The following is a 17,325-nucleotide window of genomic DNA, read 5'->3' as shown; positions in this document are numbered from 1 at the left end:
CCTTATCCTTGATAAGTTGTCAAGCGTGGAACGACGGACGGCGGTACGCGCGGCCCTGCGCCTGCTCAACGAGGTGGGCATCGACGGGCTGACCACCCGCAGGCTGGCCGACGAGCTGGGCGTGAAGCAGCCGGCCCTCTACTGGCACTTCAAGAACAAGCAGGAGCTGCTCGACGAGATGGCCGAGGAGATGCTCGCCGACCCGCTGGAGCGTCTCGACGTGCCCGAGCCGGGGCAGGAATGGGACAACTGGCTCATGTCCCGCGGCCGGGTGATCCGCGCCGCGCTGCTGTCGTACCGGGACGGCGCGCTCGTGCACGCCGGGTCCCGGCCCACGCCGCGCCGGCTGGCCGAGCTCCCGGCGCTCATCAGGCCGCTGACCGAGGCGGGGTTCACCGGCGAGCAGGCGGTCAGGGCGCTGATCGCGGTCGGCAGGTTCGCCCTCGGCTCGGCGATCGACGAGCGCGGCCCGGCCGTGCCGCTCGACGCGCGGCCGGAGGAGGACCCCGACGGCGACTTCGAGTTCGGGCTGCGTGCGCTGGTGTCCGGGATGCGTCTTATCCTCGAAGGATGAGGGCAAGGCCGCTGACACTTCTCCAGGACGATCTGGTCGACTACGACACGGCGATGGAGCGCATGACCGACCTCGTCGGGCAGCGCCAGCGGGACGAACGGCCGGACACGCTCTGGCTGCTCAGCCACCCGCCCGTCTACACCGTCGGCCGGCGCACCCCCGCCGAGCACCTGCCCGACCCGGCGCGCGGCATCCCCGTGCTGGAGACCGGGCGCGGCGGGCAGCTCACCTACCACGGCCCCGGCCAGCTCGTGGGCTATCTCATCGTCAAGCTGGGCGAGGACGAGGGCATCGTCGACTACGTGCGGGAGGTGGAGCTGCGCCTGGTCGAGGCGCTGGGCAAGCTCGGCCTGCCCGCCGAGCGGCGCGACACCCCGCCGGGCTCGGAGCTGCTGACCGGCGTCTGGACGTCCGCGACCGGCCGCAAGATCATCTCGATCGGCATGCGCCAGAGCAGGGGCGTCACCAGCCACGGGTTCGCGCTCAACGTCGACGGCGACCTCACGCCCTGGAACTGGGCGGTGGCCTGCGGCATGCCCGACGTGGACATGACCTCGCTCAAGCGCGAGCTGGGCGACATCACCATGCAGGACGTGCGGCCCGCTGTGGCCGCCCCCTTCGAGGCGTCCTGAGCTCTCAGCGGGGAGTGGTCAGCCCGGCCACGACCATGTGCTTGAGCAGGTCGTAGCTGTCGTCGAGCAGCTCGGGAAGGCCGAACCCGCCCGACGCCTCCAGCACCGCGAACCCGTGCGCCGTCGCGCGCAGGCAGCGGGCCGCGTGGATGGCGTCGGAGCCCTCCAGCCCGTAGCCGCGCAGCGCCGCGAGCATGATGTCCATCAGGCGCTCGCCCGACTCCCGCATGCCGGGGTGCGGCTGCTGGATGACCATCGCGTAGCGGTGCGGGTGGCGGGTGACGTAGGCGCGCCAGGCGTCCATGAGCGCGCCGACGGCCTCGTCGCGGGAGCGGCCCAGCACCGCCTGGGCCAGTTCGCCGGAGATCTCGTCGGTGATCCGCGCCGACAGCAGCTCGCGCAGCTCGGCCAGGTTGCGCACGTGCTTGTACAGCGACGGCGTCGCGACCCCGGCGCGGGCCGCCAGCGCCGAGAGGGTCAGGGCCTCGGGCCCGCCCTCGTCCACCGCGCGCACCGCCAGGTCGACGACCGTGTCCTTCGACAACGCGGCCCTAGGCACGGACGCGCTCCTTGGCGAACGCCAGCACCTCGGCGGCCACCTGGGCCGGGAACTGGGCGTGCGGGTAGTGGCCCGCGCCCTCGATCATGGCGATCCGGCCGCGCCCGGCGGGCATGGCCGCCACGATGCCCTCCGCCTCGGCGCGCGGGTCGGCCCAGTCGGGGTCGAGGGTGCCCATCACGACCAGCACGTCACGGGTCAGGTCGGGGAGCCGCGCGCCGGCGTCGGCAGGGGGGACCTGGCCCATCTTGGAGACCACGGCCATCCGGCCCGGCCGGCGCAGGTCGGCTTCGAGCGCCGCGACGTGCTCGGCGTGGTCGGCGGGCCTGACGCCGGGCATGGCGTGGTCGAGGTACTTCTTCCACAGCCCGACGCTGCGCAGGAGCGCCGCGCCGAGCAGCAGCATGGCCCCCTTGCGGTGGTGGGCGTTGCGCAGCAGGCCGCCGCTGTCGATCTTCTGCACCCGGGTGAACGGGCCGACCTCCACCACGGCGCTGACCAGCTCGGGCGCCTGCGCGGCGGCGATCGTGACGGCCCCGCCCGCGAACGAGTGGCCCACCAGCACCGCCGGGCCGCCCAGGTGGCGGACCAGCGCGAGCAGGTCGCCCGCGACGTCGGCGCGGGTGTAGGAGGGCCAGTCGCGGCTGGACTCGCCGTGGCCGCGCAGGTCGGGGGTCGCCACCCGGAAGCCCGCCGCCACCAGCTCGGGCACCAGGAACCTGAACGACTGCCGTCCGACGCCCATGCCGTGCGCCAGCACCATCAGCGGCCCTTCGCCGGTCACGTCGTAGGCGAGCTGTCCACCCTCGACCGTCAGGAACTCCGTCATGTCCAACCCCTCTCGGCTAACTCTTATAGCCCTAAAGCTAAACCCTTTAGCCAACGGGTGTCAAGCAGCGAAAAGGCGGGCACGGCCGGGATCGGCCGTGCCCGCCCACAGGGGTGGTCAGGAGATCGGCACCTCGTCGATCGTGCGGCGCGGGCCGGTGAACCAGTGCCTGGCCGACAGGCTCCACCACAACCAGATGCCGATCAGCACGACGCCGACCGCGATCGGCGCGTAGTTGACCGACGTCCAGGTGAAGTCCTTGTTGCCCGGCACGCCGGCCGGGGAGAACGGCATGATGAAGTAGATCGACACGATGACGATCTCGACGCAGGCGATCCAGCCCAGCACCCGGTACTTGCGGCCGAGCGTCCACGGGCCGGGGCGGAAGGCGTCGCCCATGCGCAGGCGCAGCCAGATCGGGATGAGGAACGCCAGGTAGAGGCCGATGACCGCGATCGACACGACGGCGTAGAAGGCGACCGGGGTCGTCGATCCGGCCGGGGCGTACAGGGCGGGCAGGGTGATCAGGGCGGCGATGAGGCAGCCGGCCAGGATCGCGTTGACCGGGGTGCGGTTGCGGTCCACCTTCGACCACAGCCGCCAGCCGGGCACCGCGCCGTCCCGCGAGAACGCGTACGTCATGCGCGACATCGAGGTCACGCAGCTCATCCCGCAGAAGAACTGGCCGATCGTGGAGATCGCGAAGATCGCGGTGGCCAGCGGGGAGGAGAGCGCGGTCTCGAAGATGGCGCCGACGAAGCCGGACTGCTTGTTGATCTCGTCCACGTTGGTCGCGGCGAACAGGAAGGCCAGCAGCAGGACCCAGCCGCCGATCGCCGAGTAGAAGATCGACTGCCACAGGCCGCGGGCGGCCGTCCTGGCCGCGCCCTGGGTCTCCTCCGACACGTGGGCGCAGGCGTCGAACCCGGTGATCGTGTACTGGGTGAGCAGGAAGCCGAGCGGGAGCACGTACAGCCAGAAGGGCACGCCGCTCTCGCCGTCGCCGAAGCCGGAGTTGTTGATCGTGCCGCCGAACACGAAGCCGAGCGACTGGTGCTCGGACGGCGCGAAGACCAGGATCGCCACGATGACGACCGCGCCCGCGACGTGCCACCACACGCTGATGTTCTGCAGCAGCGAGATGAGCCGGTGGCTGAAGATGTTGATCAGCGCGTGCAGGATGAGGATGATCACGAACAGCAGGAACGCCTGGGGGAGCGTCCCCTCCCACGCGCCGCCGGTCAGGCGGCTGATCGTGATGTTGAGGAACGTGGCGCAGCCGTAGTCGACCGACGCGGTGACCGCGATGAGGCCGATCAGGTTGAGCCAGCCGGTGAACCAGCCGTGGACCGGCTTGCCCATGGTGGCGGCCCACCAGTAGATGCCGCCCGCCGTGGGGAACGCCGAGACCAGCTCCGACATGCAGAAACCGATGATCAGGATGAACGCGGAGATCAGCGGCCAGCCCCACGAGATGGCGATGGGGCCGCCGTTGTTCCAGGCCTGCCCGAAGGTCGTGAAGCAGCCGGCGAGGATCGAGATGATGGAGAAGGAGATCGCGAAGTTGGAGAAGCCGCTCCAGGTCCGGGCCAGCTCCTGCTTGTAGCCGAGCTCGGCGAGTCGCCTGGAATCCTCTTCGAGTGACATGAGGTCTCCCTGGGGGGCGCGGAGGACGCTCTGTTTGGTCTAGGTCTAGACCATTTCTTCCCGAGGGACAAGGCGTGACAGATGAGTTTCGATGTGGTCAGGAGAGAACGTGTCCCGCCGGGCCGACGTCGAGCACGACCTTGCCCGTGACCGTGCGGTCGAGCTGGGCCGCGGCGGCCTCGTCCAGGCGGTCCCACGGCACGCGCCGGCCGATCTCGACGGTCAGGTGGCCCGCGGCCACGAGGCCGAGCAGGAAGGCCAGGTCGGGGCCGGGGGAGGCGACGTCGCCGAAGGAGTTCATCGAGCGGGCGGGGCCGAGGGAGAAGGTGGAGCCGGGCGGGAAGACGGCCGGCTGCCCGCCGGCCCAGCCGACGCTCTGGAGGTTGCCGCCCGGCTTGAGCAGGCCCCAGGCGGCCACCAGGGCCGGGCCGCCGACCAGCTCGATCACGACGTCCACGGGGGCCACGCCGTCCAGGCTGGTCACGACGTGCACGTCCGGGCCGAAAGCCGGGGCGCGGCCGGGGGAGCTCACCGAGGCGACGACGTGGGCCCCGGCCAGTCTGGCGAGCCGCACGGCCAGCCTCCCGACCGAGCCGGACGCGCCCGTCACCAGCACGCGCGATCCGAGTGAGACGCCGGCCGCGCGCAGTGAGCGCAGCGCGGACAGGCCGGACATCGGCAGGGCGGCGGCCACCGCCAGGTCCACCCCGTCGGGCACCACGGCGAGCGAGCCGGTGTCGAACGCCGCCCGTTCGGCCCACGCCCCCGCCCCGAACGCCGCCACCCGCGCGCCCTCGGCCGGGCCCGTGCCGTCGGCGGCGGGCCGCAGCACCACCCCGGCGGCGTCGTAGCCGAGCACGACGCCCTCCGGCAGGCGGTCCATGTGCCGCAGCTCGCTGAAGTTGACCGACGTCCGCCGCACCTCGACGAGTGCCTGCCCGGCCCCCGGAACGGGCTCGGGGACGTCGGCGAGCCGCCCCACGGCCCCCGGGCCGACCACCAGTGCGCGCATACGAAGTCCTCCCGCAACCATGCGGACCGGCGGTCCGCTTCATTGCGGGATACTATGGGGACCGACAGTCCGCTTGCAAGGAGGGGCCTTGGTGCGATCAGACGCGACCCGCAACAGGGAGGCGATCCTGCGGGCCGCAGAAGAGCTCCTGGACGCCCACGGCGCCGAGCACATCTCGCTCGACCGGGTGGCCGCGGCGGCCGGGGTGGGCAAGGGCACGCTGTTCCGCCGCTTCGGCAGCAGGACCGGGCTGTTCCAGGAGTTGCTGGCCGAGCGCGCCGCCGCCCTGGCCGAGGCCATCGAGTCGCCCGGCTCGCCGCTCGGGCCCGGGGCGCCGCCGCGGGAGCGGCTGCTCGCGTTCCTGGACGAGCTGGCCGGGCTGGCCGAGCGCAACCTGGCGCTGTTCGCCGCGCACGAACGGGCCTGCGCGGCCGACAAATACCGCGACCCCACCTACCTGCGGTGGCACGCCCACGTGACGGCGCTGGTCGCGGCGGCCGCGCCGGGGCTCGACGCCGAGTTCGCCGCCCACACGCTGCTGGCCTCGTTCGACGCCGACCTCGCCCGGCACGTGATGGCCGAGGGCGGCGCCGACCGGCTCAGAGCCTCGGTGCGCGGCGTCGCCGAGGCCCTGCTGCGCGGCTGAGGCCGCCGAAGGCGGTATGTCGGGCTATGCCGAGAAGGCGTCCGTGACGGCCTGGCAGAAGGCCTTGAGGTCGTCCGGTTTGCGGCTGGTGACCAGGGTGTTCGGGCCGTCCGTGCAGACCACGACCTCCTGGTCCTTCCAGGTCGCGCCGGCGTTGCGCAGGTCGGTCTGCAGGCTCGGCCAGGACGTGAGCGTACGCCCGCGCACGACGTCCGCCTCGACCAGCGTCCAGGGGGCGTGGCAGATGGCGGCCACCGGCTTGCCGGCGTCGAAGAAGGCCCGCGCGAACCGGACGGCCTCCGGCACCGTGCGCAGGAAGTCGGGGTTGGCGACGCCGCCGGGAAGCAGCAGGGCGTCGAAGTCGCCGGGGTCGGCGTCGTCCACCGTGGCGTCCACGGGGAAGGTGTCGGCCTTGTCCAGATGGTTGAACGCCTGGATCTGTCCCGAGGACGTGGAGACCAGCTTGGGCGTGCCGCCCGCCTGCTTGACCGCCTTCCACGGCTCGGTGAGCTCCACCTGCTCGACCCCTTCCGGAGCGACCAGGAACGCGATGGTCTTGCCGTTCACCATGACTGTCCCTTCGTTTTCCCCTCCCCTTTCCGGACATCGAGGAAGTATGCACATTTACCCCTGGGGGGTATAGTGTGAGGCGCGAAGCCGAGAGAAGAGGAGTTCGGGCATGGTGATCACCGCGTACCAGGTCGAGGGCATGACCTGTGGCCATTGCGTCAGCTCGGTGCGGGCCGAGGTCGGCAAGGTCGACGGGGTCCAGGCCGTCGAGGTCGACCTCGCGGCCAAGGAGATGGTCGTGACCAGCAGCGCGCCGATCGACCAGGCCGTCATCGAGTCGGCCGTCGTCGAGGCCGGCTACGAGCTGGGCGGCGGCCGGGAGCTGCTGCCGCAGGCCGGCTCGTGCTGCGGCTCGGGCGGCTGCCACTGACCTCTCAGCGGGATCGGCGCCGGGCCCACAGGGTGTGCGCGGCGCACGCGGCGGCCGCGCCGACGGCGTACCAGAGCAGGTCGGGCGGGTTGAAGGTGCTGCCCAGCAGTGGCCGCAGGACTGCCGGGATCTCACCGAGCTGGGCGAACTCGATCGCCCAGCTCAGCCCGCCCGACCCCACGGCGGCGACCCATGGCCGCACCCGCGGCAGCGCCAGCACGACGAGCGCGTAGATCAGCGCGGTGTAGAGCGCGTCGCCCGCGTATTTGGGCACGGGCCCGTCCCACAGCCCCCGGACGGCGAGCCCGGCCACGACGGTCGCGACGGCGGCGAGGAGAACGGGCAGGCGGGGCACGTGATCACGGTAGCGCCAAGCCTACTGAAAATTTACACCGCAAAAGGAAACGAGAATGAAACAATTTTCCGCCACTCGTTGACACGCGGTCTCCGTATGGTGTGCCTTCATCTACACAGGAATCCCCCGCCTGAAGGTGAGGCATCATGAGGAAATGGTTCGCACGCCTGGCTGTGCTGGGCGTAGCGCTGTTAGTGGCCGGCCAAGGCGCCACGGCGGCCCAGGCCCAGGAACCTGCGGCGGGGAAGAAGGTCCTACGCGTCGGCGCCACCCAGGCGATGGACCACATGAACCCGTTCCTGGCGGTCCGGCTGGTCTCCACCGCGATCCAGCGCACGATGTACGGCTTCCTCACCGTCCCTGACTCCAAGACGCTCCAGCCCAGCCCCGACCTGGCCGAGTCGTGGACGACGTCCGACGACGGGCTCACCTGGACGTTCAAGATCCGTAACACCAAGTGGTCCGACGGCCAGCCGGTCACGGCCGAGGACGCCGCCTGGACGTTCAACAAGATGATGACGGACGAGGCGGCCAAGACGGCCAACGGCCCCGCCGTGGAGAACTTCGCGAGCGTCACCGCCAACGGCCAGGACCTGATCATCAAGACCAAGGCGCCGCAGGCGTCCATGCTGGAGAACCCGGTCCCGATCATGCCCAAGCATGTGTGGGAGAAGGTCACCGACATGGCCAACTACGAGGGGGACACGTACCCCACCGTCGGCAGCGGCCCGTTCATCGCGGTCGAGCACAAGAAGGACCAGTACGTCAAGCTGAAGGCCAACCCCAACTACTGGCGGGGCAAGCCGAAGATCGACGAGCTCCAGTTCATCTTCTACGACAACCCGCAGGCCGCCATCGCCGGGCTCAAGAAGGGCGACATCGACCTGCTCGGCCGCATGACGCCGCCGGAGTTCCAGGCCATCGAGAACGACCCGAACATCGAGGCGTGGAACACCCAGGGCCGCCGGGCCGCGTACCTGCAGATCAACCACGGCGCCACCACCACCGACAACAAGCCCATCGGCGACGGTCACCCGGCGCTGAAGGACCCGAAGGTGCGCCAGGCGATCCACTTCGCCATCGACAAGCAGAAGCTGGTCGACGAGGTGCAGGGCGGTCTGGCCAAGCCGGCCGACGGCTCGATCATCCCGCCCATGTACAAGGACTTCTTCTGGGAGGCCACGGGCGAGGAGAAGGTCACCTACGACGTGGCCAAGGCGAACAAGATCCTCGACGACGCCGGCTACAAGAAGGGCGCCGACGGCGTCCGCACGATGCCCGACGGCAAGCGCAAGCTGGAGTTCCGCTTCAGCATCCACACCGACACGCCGATCGAGGACAAGCTCGCCGAGTACCTGACCGGTTTCTTCAAGGAGATCGGCGTCACGCTGACCACCCAGAAGCTGGACTCCAGCAAGTTCACCGAGGAGACCGGCGTCACGGCGCTGTTCGACATCGCGATCAGCGGCTGGTCGGTCAACCCCGACCCCGAGGAGATCCTGGCCACCCACCTGTGCAGCCGCAGGCCGGCGCCGGGCGGCGAGGGCGGCGGCACCGAGTCGTTCTACTGCGACCCGACCTTCGAGAAGCTCTACCAGGAGCAGCTCAAGGAGCTCGACCGGCCCAAGCGCGCCGAGCTGATCAAGCAGATGGAGCAGCGGCTCTACACCGACGCCCCCGTCATCGCGATCTACTACCCCAACGACCTCGAGGGTTACCGCAAGGACCGCATCACCAGCATCACCCCGATCCCCGAGGACAAGGGCCTGCTGTACGGCGGCAGCGGCTACTGGCCGTTCTACACGGCCGACGTCAAGGCGTCCGCGGCCGGCGGCTCCGGCGCGGGCGGCGAGTCCGGCTCCAACACCGGCCTCATCGTCGGCGTGGTCGGCGGCGTGGTGGTCATCGGCCTCGTGGCCTTCTTCCTGACCAGGCGGCGCAAGAGCGCCGCGGACGAGCGCGAATGACCACACCGCTCGAAGCAGCAGAGCCCGCCGCCGTCCAGGCGGCGGGCCCTGGTGAGGACAGCCCCGCCCGCCGCGGCACGCTGAGGTACGCGTTGTCGAAGGTCGGCGGGGCGCTGTTCAGCATCGCCGCGGTGATCGTCGGGACGTTCTTCGTCTTCCGCCTGCTGCCCGGCGATCCGGTGCGGAACCTGGCGCAGGGCCGCAACATGACCCCGGCGCAGCTCGACCTGGAACGTCACCGGCTCGGTCTCGACAAGCCGGTGCTCGACCAGTTCTTCGACTTCGTCGGCAAGACGCTCAGGCTCGACCTGGGCACGTCGTACGAGTACAAGCGGCCGGTGCTCGACCTCATCGGCGAGCGCATCGGCCCGACGCTGCTGCTGGCCGGGACCGGTCTGGTCATCGCGGTCAGCCTGGGCATCTGGCAGGGCACCAGGGCCGGATGGCAGCGGGGGAGCCGGTTCGACCGCTTCTCCACCGGCCTGTCGCTGGTGTTGTGGTCGGTGCCGACGTTCTGGCTCGGCCTGCTGCTGATGATGGTGCTGGGCGTGGGCATCGGCCCGATCCCCGGCATCCTGCCCTTCCGCGGCATCGAGAGCGTCGACGCGCCCGACGGGTTCGCCTACCTGCTCGACGTGGCCTCGCACATGGTGCTGCCGTGCCTGACCCTGGTGGCGGTGATCTACGCCCAGTACCTGCTGGTCATGCGGTCGTCGTTGCTGGAGGAGGTCAGCCAGGACTACGTCACCGTGGCCCGCGCCAAGGGCCTGCGCGACGACGAGGTACGCCGCCGCCACGCGGTGCCCAACGCCCTGCTGCCCACGGTGACGCTGGTCTTCATGCGCATCGGCTTCGTGGTCGGCGGCGCGGTCACCGTGGAGACGATCTACACCTGGCCGGGCCTCGGGCAGCTGTTCTACCGGGCGGTGCGGGTGCCCGACTTCACGCTCATGCAGGGCACGTTCATGCTCATCACCGTGGCCGTGATCCTCATGAACACGCTGGCCGACCTGCTCTACCACGTTCTCGACCCGAGGGTGAGGTCGGCATGACGAGTGTCGCTGCCACGCGCAGGCGGCAGGCGCTGACCAACTTCTGGACCGACTTCCGCAGGCACCGCGCCGGGGTGGCCGGGATGGTCGTCCTGCTGGTGGCCGTGGTGCTGGCGCTGGTCGCGCCGCTGTTCATCGACGAGGGCGTGACGAGCGTCATCGACGCGCCGGGCGAGAAGTTCCAGGCCCCCGGCCTGGACTTTCCCTTCGGCACCGACGAGTCGGGCCGGTCGATCCTGCTGATGATCTGGTGGGGCTCGCGCGCCTCGCTGCTCATCGGCTTCCTCGCCGCGCTGCTCAGCATCGTGATCGGCATGGTCATCGGCATCGCCGCAGGGCACTTCGGCGGCTGGCTCGGCGGCGCGCTGATGCGGATCACCGACTGGTTCCTGGTGCTGCCCTCGCTGGTGACCGCGCTGGTGCTGGCGGCCATCCTCGGCGGCAGCACGTTCACCATCATCATGGCGATCGGGGTCACCACCTGGCCGTCCACGGCCCGGCTGATCAGGGCGCAGACCTTCGCCGTCGAGGCCCGGCCCTACATCGAACGCTCCAAGGCGCTCGGCGGCGGCCACTGGCACATCACCACCCGGCACGTGCTGCCCAACGTGGCGCCGCTGCTGCTGGCCAGCACGACGCTGGAGGTGGCCAGCGCGATCGTCACCGAGTCCACGCTGGCCTTCCTCGGCGCCAGCGCGAACAAGACGTCGTGGGGCACCATGCTGCGCGGCTCCTACGACTACGGCGCGGCCAACGAGGGCGCGTGGTGGTACATCATCCTCCCCGGTCTGGCCATCCTCGTGGTCGTCATGGCGTTCACCCTCGTCGGACGGGCGCTGGAGGCCGTGCTGAACCCAAGGCTCAGGAGGGCGGCATGAGTCTCCTCGAACTGGACGACCTGTCGGTGACCTACCGCATCGCGTCGGGCGAGGTGCCCGCGGTGCGCGGCGTGTCGCTGACCCTCGACCCCGGAGCGGCGCTCGGGGTCGCCGGCGAGTCGGGATCCGGCAAGTCGACGCTGGCCATGGCGCTGCTCCGGCTCCTGCCCAAGAGCACGCGCGTCGGCGGCCGGATCCTGCTCGACGGCGATGACGTCCTCACCATGAAGTGGGGGCGCATGCGGGCCGTGCGCTGGGCCGAGGCCTCGATCGTGTTCCAGGGCGCGCAGCACGGCCTCAACCCCGTGCGCCGGATCGGCGAGCAGATCGCCGAGCCGCTGCTCGTCCACGGCTTGGCCAAGCCGGACGGCGCCCGCAAGCGCGTCGGCGAGCTGCTCGAACAGGTCGGCCTGCCCGCCTGGCGGGCCCGCAGCTACCCGCACGAGCTGTCCGGCGGTCAGCGGCAGCGCGTGATGATCGCGATGGCGCTGGCCTGCTCGCCCCGACTGATCATCGCCGACGAGCCCACCACCGCGCTCGACGTGATGGTCCAGGCGCAGGTCCTGACGCTGATCAAGGAACTGATCGCCGAGCACGGCATCTCCTTGATCATGATCTCGCACGACCTGTCGGTCCTGGCCGACGTCTGCGACCAGCTCGCGGTCATGTACGCCGGGCGGGTGGTCGAGCACGGCCCCTCCCGCGAGGTGTTCCGCGACGCCCGCCACCCCTACAGCCGGGCGCTGGCGGCCGCGTTCCCCACCGTGGGCGACCCGGTCTCGCGGCTGGCCCCCAAGGGGCTCGGCGGCGACCCGCCGGACCCGATGCAGCTCCCGACCGGCTGCGCGTTCCACCCGCGCTGCCCGGTCGCGCTGGACGAATGCGCGGGCCTCGACGTCGAGCTGTGGCCCGCCGGTCCCCGCCACGCCGCGGCGTGCGTGCACGTACGCTCCAAGGAGGAGGTCGAGGCTTCATGACCGAGACGCAGACCGCGGCCGAGACCGTCTCGACGGGCAAGGGCGCGCTGCTGGAGGCCCGTGACCTGCACGTCGCGTTCTCCTCGCGGGGCCGCAGCGCCCGCGCCGTCGACGGCGTCAACCTGGCGATCGGCCAGGGCGAGATCGTGGCCCTGGTCGGCGAGTCGGGCTGCGGCAAGACCACGCTGGCCCGCACGCTGCTCGGCCTCGAACGTCCCACGTCCGGCGAGGTCCGCTACGACGGCAACGCGCTGGACTACGGCTCCAAGGCGCTCAGGTCCTACCGCCGCCAGGTCCAGCTCGTCCTGCAGGACCCGATGGGCTCGCTCAACCCCCGCCAGACCGTCTACGAGGCGGTCGCCGAGGGGCCGCGCATCCACCGCCTGCCCGGCGAGGCGGAGATCGTGGCCTCGGCCCTGTCCAGGGCCGGGCTGCGACCGCCCGAGCGCTTCTTCCTGCGTTACCCGCACGAGCTGTCCGGCGGGCAGCGGCAGCGGGTCGTGATCGCCGGCGCGCTCGCCCTCGACCCGAAGGTGCTGATCGCCGACGAGCCCGTGGCCTCGCTCGACGCCTCCGTGCGCGGCGAGATCCTGGCGCTGATGCTCAAGCTCAAGACCGACCTCGGCCTGTCGGCCCTGGTCGTCACCCATGACCTCGGCCTGGCCTGGAACATCGCCGACCGGGTCGCGGTCATGTACCTCGGGCGCATCGTCGAGTCGGGGCCGGTGGAGCAGGTGCTGACGGCGCCGCGGCACCCGTACACGCAGGCGCTGATGTCGGTGTTGCCGGAGTCGCCCGAGCGGATCGTGCTGTCCGGCGAGCCGCCGGACCCGACCAGGGTGCCGGGTGGTTGCCGGTTCCATCCCCGCTGTCACGTGCTGGCCTCCGGCCGCGCGGCGGAGGCGGGCGTGGACGCGGCCTGCCGGTCGCAGGCGCTGAGCATCCTGCCCGCGGTCCCCGACGCCCAGGCCGCCTGCCACTACGCGGCGGTCACCGGGTAGCTCATCCGCGGAACGCGTCGGCGTGCTCGCGCGCCCACTCGGCGAAGTCACGCGCGTCCCGGCCGGTGATCTCCCGGACGGTCGGGACGACCGTGTAGCCGACCTCCGGCGTGTTGCCCAGCGCGCCGACCAGGAACTCGATGGTCTGCTCGCCCATGCCGTCGGCGCGCCACTTGGCCCGCGCCTCGTCCACGGTGAGCTCGACGAACCCGACGTCCCTGCCGACGGCCTCGGCCAGGACGGCCACCTTCTCGCGCAGGGTGATCGCGCGGGGGCCGGTCAGCACGTACGTCCGGCCGCCGTGGCCGCCCTCGGTCAGCACCTTCGCGGCCACCGCGGCGATGTCGCGCTCGTGCACCAGAGCGCTCAGCCGGTCGCCGAACGGCTCCTTGATGACGCCTTCCGTCCTGATCGTGTGCGCCCACCACTGGAGCGTGTTGGCCATGAACTCGACCGGGTGGAGCAGCGTCCACTCCAGGTCGGCGGCGGCCAGCGCCTGCTCCAGCTCGCCGTCCTCGCGGCCGCCGAGCACGGTGACCCGGCGCACGCCCGCCTTGACGGCCAGCTCGGCGAGCCCGGCGCCGTCGGGCAGCGGGGTGTAGTCGTCGCCGGCGAAGTTGATGAAGTGCACCCCGGTGACGCCCTCGAAGGCGGCGGCCAGGGAGGCCGGCTCGGCGAGATCGCCGCCGACGACCTCGACGCCCTCGGGGAGTGCGGCCTTGGCGGGGTTCCTGGTCAGCGCGCGGACCTGCCGGCCGGCCTGGAGGAGCTCCTCGACGACGAGGCGGCCGACGGTCCCGGTGGCACCGGTGACGAGGATGGTCATGTGAACCCCACTTCTTTCGGAACGGAACGTTCTGCTCTTACTATAGCAGAACGGAACGCTTCATTCCGAGTAGTTCTTGAGCCGGATCGCCACGGCCGCCCGGTGGATCGCCCCGGCGACCCGCTCCACGACCTTCTCCTTGCCCGGCAGGTACGGCAGCAGCTTGAGCATCCTGAGCTGGAACCACAGCGCCAGCCGTGAACCCATCACCATGCCCCTCACGTTCACCGGCCCGAGCTCCTGGTTGACCCGGACGAATTCCCGCATCTCCCGCTCGTAGCCCGCCGCGCCGCCGCCCTCGGCCAGCTCGCCCGCCAGCACGTACGCGCCCACGATCGCCAGGCTCGTGCCCTGCCCGGAGGCCGGCGAGGCGCAGTAGGCGGCGTCCCCGAGCAGCACGACCCGGCCCTTCGACCAGCTGTCCATGTGCACCTGGCTGACCGAGTCGAAGTAGAAGTCGTCGGCGGCGCGCACCGCGCCGAGCAGCGCCGGCACCTCCCACTCGACCCCCGCCATGGCCTCGGCCAGCAGGTCCTTCTGGCGGCCGGTGTCGCGGTGGTCGTAGGACAGCGGTTGGGAGGACCACATGAACAGCGCCTTGGCGGCGCCGTCCTGGCGGGTGCTGTAGACGTTGGCGGTGCGGCCGGGGGCGGCGTGCACGGCCTCCTCGCGGTCCAGGCCCAGGGTGTTGGGGACGGTGCTGATCGAGACGTAGTAGCCCAGGTCGCGGACGAACCGGGCGTCCGGCCCGAACACGATCCTGCGGATGTTGGACCGCATGCCGTCCGCGCCGACGATCAGGTCGAACCGGCGCGGCGCGGCGTGCTCGAAGGTGACCAGGCCGTCGTCGGAGACGGCGGTGACGGAGTCGCCGAAGAGGTATTCGGCGTCGTCGCGGGTGAGGTCGTACAGGAGCTCGTTGAGGTCGCCGCGCATGATCTCGACGTCGTCGCCCGCGCGGCCGCCGAACAGGTCGGCGTCCATGGTGGCCAGTGCGCGGCCCTTGCGGTCGTAGTGGGTGGCGACGCGCATGCCGGTGCTGCGGGCGGTGACCGCCTCCAGCAGGCCCATGCGGCCGATCACGTCGAGGGCGGCGCCGCGGATGTCGACCTTGTAGCCGCCGGTGCGGACGGCCGGAGCGCGCTCGACGACGGTGACGGTGCAGCCGTGGCGGCGCAGCCAGTAGGCCAGCGAGGTGCCGGCGATGCTCGCGCCGGAGATCAGGACGTTCTTCATGCCGTGAACGGTACACGCGTCTCAGACATTTGTCTAGGACGAAGTTTTCAGACGTTCGTGTTAACGTCTGGGCATGGGAAACAGGGAAGACCTGCTGGCCGGAGCGAAGCGTTGCCTGATCGAGAAGGGCTACTCGCGGACCACCGCGCGCGACATCGCGACCGCGTCGGGCGTGAGCCTCGCGGGCATCGGCTACCACTTCAAGTCCAAGGACGCGCTGATGAACGAGGCGCTGTTCGAGGTGATGCAGGAATGGGGCGACGACCTGGCGCGCACGCTCGTCGCCGACACCGAGGAGGGCGCCTCACCGCTGGAGCGGTTCGAGGCGGCGTGGGACCGGGTGGTGGAGTCGTTCGACCGGCTGCGGCCGCTCTGGGTCACCCAGCTTGAGCTGCTCGGGCAGATCGATCACGTGCCGGAGCTGCGCGAGCAGCTCGTCCCGGCGATCAAGGGCGCGCGGCTGGGGCTCGCCGAGCTGTTCCAGGACGTGCGGGCGGAGACCGACCCCGAGCGGGCCCGGCTGGTGGGCTCGCTGTACCAGGCCATGCTGACGGGGTTCCTGGCGCAGTGGCTGCTCGACCCGGACAGCGCGCTGTCCGGGCGCGAGGTGGCCGAGGCCCTGCGCCTGGTGGCCGGGTCGTGAAACGGGCCGGGGGCTAGAAGGCGCTTATCGTGGCGGGGGCGCGTTCGGCCCTGCTCAGGGTGCGGATGACGGCGGTCGCGCCGTGCCGGTGCACCGCCAGGCGGGCCAGCAGCTCCACGACCGGCTCGTTGATCGACGGCGGCAGCTCCGGCGTCTCGACGCCCACGCTGGCGGCCAGGTCGTCGGAGTGCACGACCAGCTCCATCACCCTGGTGAGCAGGAAGTCGTCGAGCCGCAGCGACCAGCCGGTCCACGGCAGCCGCACGACCCGGTCCGCCGGCTCGGCGGGCAGCTCGGCCAGCAGCCGGTCCAGCAGCGCCTGCGTGCGCTCGACGAGCGCGGCGTGCCCGTCCGCGGCGGCCGCCTGGCCGCCCACCCGGACGCTGACGTTGCTCTCGTGGTCGAGGCCGGCCTGCACCCACGGCGACCTCGTGTAGTGCTCGATCAGCGGGATCGGCGCCCCGGGCTCCTCACCGGAGTCCAGCACGTCGGTGACCCTGACGATCTGGTGGGCCAGGTGCCCGGCCAGGCCCGCGACGCTGAACTCGGTCAGCGCGCTGGGCTTGTCCCACGCCGCCCGCACGGCCGGGTCACGCAGCAGCGACATCGCCGACGACGCGGCCACCAGATAGGACTGCCTGATCTCCCCCATTTGCCGCCCTTTCCCCGGTTCAGGTGGTAACTCGGGGCCAAGACTATCCCCCGGCGATCCGCGGGGGGCGACTGTCCTGTCCAATGAGACGGGGGCGGGCTCAGGTCTCGCCGGGGCCCTCCGCGAGCACCTTCCCGATGGCCGACCGGACGAAGGCGCGGGTCAGCCGGCCCCTTCTGAAGCGGCTCAGCGCCGGGCGCGGCGTGCCGTACCGGCGGGCGCGCACGTCGGCCAGGACGACCTCCGGCGCGCCCATCCCGGCCAGCACGTCCAGGGCCTCCCGCTTGGTGATCAACCGGCCCTCCCGCAGCGTGACCGAGGCCCTGGCGACGGTCAGCACGCCGAGGTCCACCCAGACGTCCCGCAGCCAGCGCCGCCGCCCTCGGGTCTTGTCCAGCCAGTACTCGCGCAGGTCCGTACGGACGAAGTCGGCCAGCACGGCGTCGGAGACGGCCGGCAGCAGCTCGGCGGGCGGCGGCCCGTGCAGCACGAGCGGGGCCGTGTGCAGCTCGCGGCGGGTCACCGCCGTCACCGGGCGGCGGTAGATCTGCTCGTGGGCCCACGTCACGTGCTCGACCCGCGGGTCGGCCAGCTCCTCCAGCGGCAGGTAGGAGCAGTGGAGGAGGTCGGCGAGCGGCAGGCCGAGCCCGCGGTGCAGCCCCTTGATCCGGCGCCACTGCTCCATCGTGACCGGCGTCTCGACCACCGCGATCAGGTCGAGGTCGCTGCGCCCCGGCTGGTAGTCGCCGGCGCCCAGCGAGCCGTGCGCCCACAGCGACACCAGGGGCACGATCTCGCCCACGCCGTCTCGGAACCGTCGGAGCAGGTCGTCTGTGGCCGCATGCATGATGTCCACTATGATCCATTCCCGGCCGTCCCGGAAGATCACCGGGCGGGCC

Annotated in this window: 20 protein-coding genes; 10 read left to right on the top strand and 10 right to left on the bottom strand. The window is 71.3% G+C overall.

Annotated features, from left to right (window positions below; genetic code table 11):
- The first annotated feature begins 25 nt into the window (after positions 1-25).
- Together AB0J76_RS01250 and lipB are read left to right on the top strand one after the other, a co-directional pair.
- Positions 26-574 carry a TetR/AcrR family transcriptional regulator C-terminal domain-containing protein gene (locus AB0J76_RS01250; protein ID WP_352325925.1) on the top strand — a complete coding sequence of 183 codons (549 nt, stop codon included), beginning with the start codon at positions 26-28 and terminating at the stop codon, positions 572-574.
- Positions 571-1,206, top strand: coding sequence for a lipoyl(octanoyl) transferase LipB (gene lipB / locus AB0J76_RS01245; protein WP_352325926.1), 636 nt, complete (start codon positions 571-573; stop codon positions 1,204-1,206). The genes AB0J76_RS01250 and lipB overlap by 4 nt, the downstream gene beginning before the upstream one ends.
- 4 nt (positions 1,207-1,210) lie before the next feature.
- Here the strand turns inward: lipB and AB0J76_RS01240 are convergent, their stop codons facing one another.
- The 4 genes from AB0J76_RS01240 to AB0J76_RS01225 form a co-directional block, all read right to left on the bottom strand.
- Entirely contained in the window at positions 1,211-1,765 is a 555-nt protein-coding gene (locus AB0J76_RS01240; protein WP_352325928.1) for a TetR/AcrR family transcriptional regulator, read from the bottom strand.
- Positions 1,758-2,594, bottom strand: a complete 837-nt coding sequence (locus tag AB0J76_RS01235) for an alpha/beta hydrolase (protein WP_352325929.1) — start codon at positions 2,592-2,594, stop codon at positions 1,758-1,760. Before AB0J76_RS01235 ends, AB0J76_RS01240 begins: the two co-directional genes overlap by 8 nt.
- A gap of 117 nt (positions 2,595-2,711) precedes the next feature.
- Positions 2,712-4,241: an amino acid permease gene (locus AB0J76_RS01230; RefSeq protein WP_352325930.1), complete on the bottom strand. Its 1,530-nt coding sequence runs from the start codon at positions 4,239-4,241 to the stop codon at positions 2,712-2,714.
- Positions 4,242-4,338: 97 nt separating this feature from the next.
- Positions 4,339-5,253: a zinc-binding dehydrogenase gene (locus AB0J76_RS01225; protein WP_352325931.1), complete on the bottom strand. Its 915-nt coding sequence runs from the start codon at positions 5,251-5,253 to the stop codon at positions 4,339-4,341.
- Positions 5,254-5,344: 91 nt separating this feature from the next.
- Here AB0J76_RS01225 and AB0J76_RS01220 point away from each other — a divergent pair, with 91 nt between their 5' ends.
- A complete protein-coding gene (locus AB0J76_RS01220; protein ID WP_352325932.1) occupies positions 5,345-5,899 on the top strand; it encodes a helix-turn-helix domain-containing protein in 555 nt (184 codons plus the stop codon).
- 24 nt (positions 5,900-5,923) lie between these two features.
- On the opposite strand, the gene AB0J76_RS01215 is transcribed toward AB0J76_RS01220, so the two are convergent.
- Positions 5,924-6,469 carry a type 1 glutamine amidotransferase domain-containing protein gene (locus AB0J76_RS01215; protein WP_352325933.1) on the bottom strand — a complete coding sequence of 182 codons (546 nt, stop codon included), beginning with the start codon at positions 6,467-6,469 and terminating at the stop codon, positions 5,924-5,926.
- Positions 6,470-6,578: 109 nt separating this feature from the next.
- On the opposite strand from AB0J76_RS01215, the gene AB0J76_RS01210 reads away from it, so the two are divergent.
- On the top strand, positions 6,579-6,839 hold the full coding sequence (locus tag AB0J76_RS01210) for a heavy-metal-associated domain-containing protein (RefSeq protein ID WP_352325934.1): 261 nt from the start codon (positions 6,579-6,581) through the stop codon (positions 6,837-6,839).
- Between the two features lie 4 nt (positions 6,840-6,843).
- Here the strand turns inward: AB0J76_RS01210 and AB0J76_RS01205 are convergent, their stop codons facing one another.
- On the bottom strand, positions 6,844-7,194 hold the full coding sequence (locus tag AB0J76_RS01205; RefSeq protein WP_352325935.1) for a DUF2809 domain-containing protein: 351 nt from the start codon (positions 7,192-7,194) through the stop codon (positions 6,844-6,846).
- 146 nt (positions 7,195-7,340) lie between these two features.
- Here AB0J76_RS01205 and AB0J76_RS01200 point away from each other — a divergent pair, with 146 nt between their 5' ends.
- From AB0J76_RS01200 to AB0J76_RS01180, 5 genes are read left to right on the top strand one after another with little or no spacing between them, the layout of a single operon-like run.
- Positions 7,341-9,161, top strand: coding sequence for an ABC transporter substrate-binding protein (locus AB0J76_RS01200; RefSeq protein WP_352325937.1), 1,821 nt, complete (start codon positions 7,341-7,343; stop codon positions 9,159-9,161).
- Positions 9,158-10,213 carry an ABC transporter permease gene (locus tag AB0J76_RS01195; RefSeq protein ID WP_352325938.1) on the top strand — a complete coding sequence of 352 codons (1,056 nt, stop codon included), beginning with the start codon at positions 9,158-9,160 and terminating at the stop codon, positions 10,211-10,213. Before AB0J76_RS01200 ends, AB0J76_RS01195 begins: the two co-directional genes overlap by 4 nt.
- The gene (locus AB0J76_RS01190; protein WP_352325939.1) at positions 10,210-11,091 is read left to right on the top strand and encodes an ABC transporter permease; all 882 of its coding nucleotides are present in this window, start codon (positions 10,210-10,212) and stop codon (positions 11,089-11,091) included. Before AB0J76_RS01195 ends, AB0J76_RS01190 begins: the two co-directional genes overlap by 4 nt.
- Complete coding sequence (locus tag AB0J76_RS01185; RefSeq protein ID WP_352325940.1) at positions 11,088-12,068, top strand: ABC transporter ATP-binding protein; 981 nt, start codon at positions 11,088-11,090, stop codon at positions 12,066-12,068. Before AB0J76_RS01190 ends, AB0J76_RS01185 begins: the two co-directional genes overlap by 4 nt.
- Positions 12,065-13,069, top strand: a complete 1,005-nt coding sequence (locus AB0J76_RS01180; protein WP_352325941.1) for an ABC transporter ATP-binding protein — start codon at positions 12,065-12,067, stop codon at positions 13,067-13,069. Before AB0J76_RS01185 ends, AB0J76_RS01180 begins: the two co-directional genes overlap by 4 nt.
- Before the next feature lies 1 nt (position 13,070).
- Here the strand turns inward: AB0J76_RS01180 and AB0J76_RS01175 are convergent, their stop codons facing one another.
- Positions 13,071-13,895, bottom strand: coding sequence for an NAD(P)H-binding protein (locus AB0J76_RS01175; protein WP_352325942.1), 825 nt, complete (start codon positions 13,893-13,895; stop codon positions 13,071-13,073).
- 60 nt (positions 13,896-13,955) lie between these two features.
- Complete coding sequence (locus AB0J76_RS01170) at positions 13,956-15,131, bottom strand: FAD-dependent monooxygenase (RefSeq protein ID WP_352325943.1); 1,176 nt, start codon at positions 15,129-15,131, stop codon at positions 13,956-13,958.
- A gap of 73 nt (positions 15,132-15,204) precedes the next feature.
- On the opposite strand from AB0J76_RS01170, the gene AB0J76_RS01165 reads away from it, so the two are divergent.
- A complete protein-coding gene (locus AB0J76_RS01165) occupies positions 15,205-15,774 on the top strand; it encodes a TetR/AcrR family transcriptional regulator (protein WP_364388369.1) in 570 nt (189 codons plus the stop codon).
- A 13-nt stretch (positions 15,775-15,787) separates the two neighbouring features.
- On the opposite strand, the gene AB0J76_RS01160 is transcribed toward AB0J76_RS01165, so the two are convergent.
- Complete coding sequence (locus AB0J76_RS01160; RefSeq protein ID WP_364388366.1) at positions 15,788-16,426, bottom strand: maleylpyruvate isomerase N-terminal domain-containing protein; 639 nt, start codon at positions 16,424-16,426, stop codon at positions 15,788-15,790.
- A 100-nt stretch (positions 16,427-16,526) separates the two neighbouring features.
- Complete coding sequence (locus tag AB0J76_RS01155) at positions 16,527-17,273, bottom strand: nucleotidyltransferase domain-containing protein (protein ID WP_364388363.1); 747 nt, start codon at positions 17,271-17,273, stop codon at positions 16,527-16,529.
- Positions 17,274-17,325: the final 52 nt, after the last annotated feature.

Origin of the sequence: Nonomuraea sp. NPDC049624 (assembly GCF_040675255.1) — a bacterium.
Lineage (GTDB): Bacteria > Actinomycetota > Actinomycetes > Streptosporangiales > Streptosporangiaceae > Nonomuraea.
This window is presented reverse-complemented; position numbering and strand designations above follow the sequence as displayed.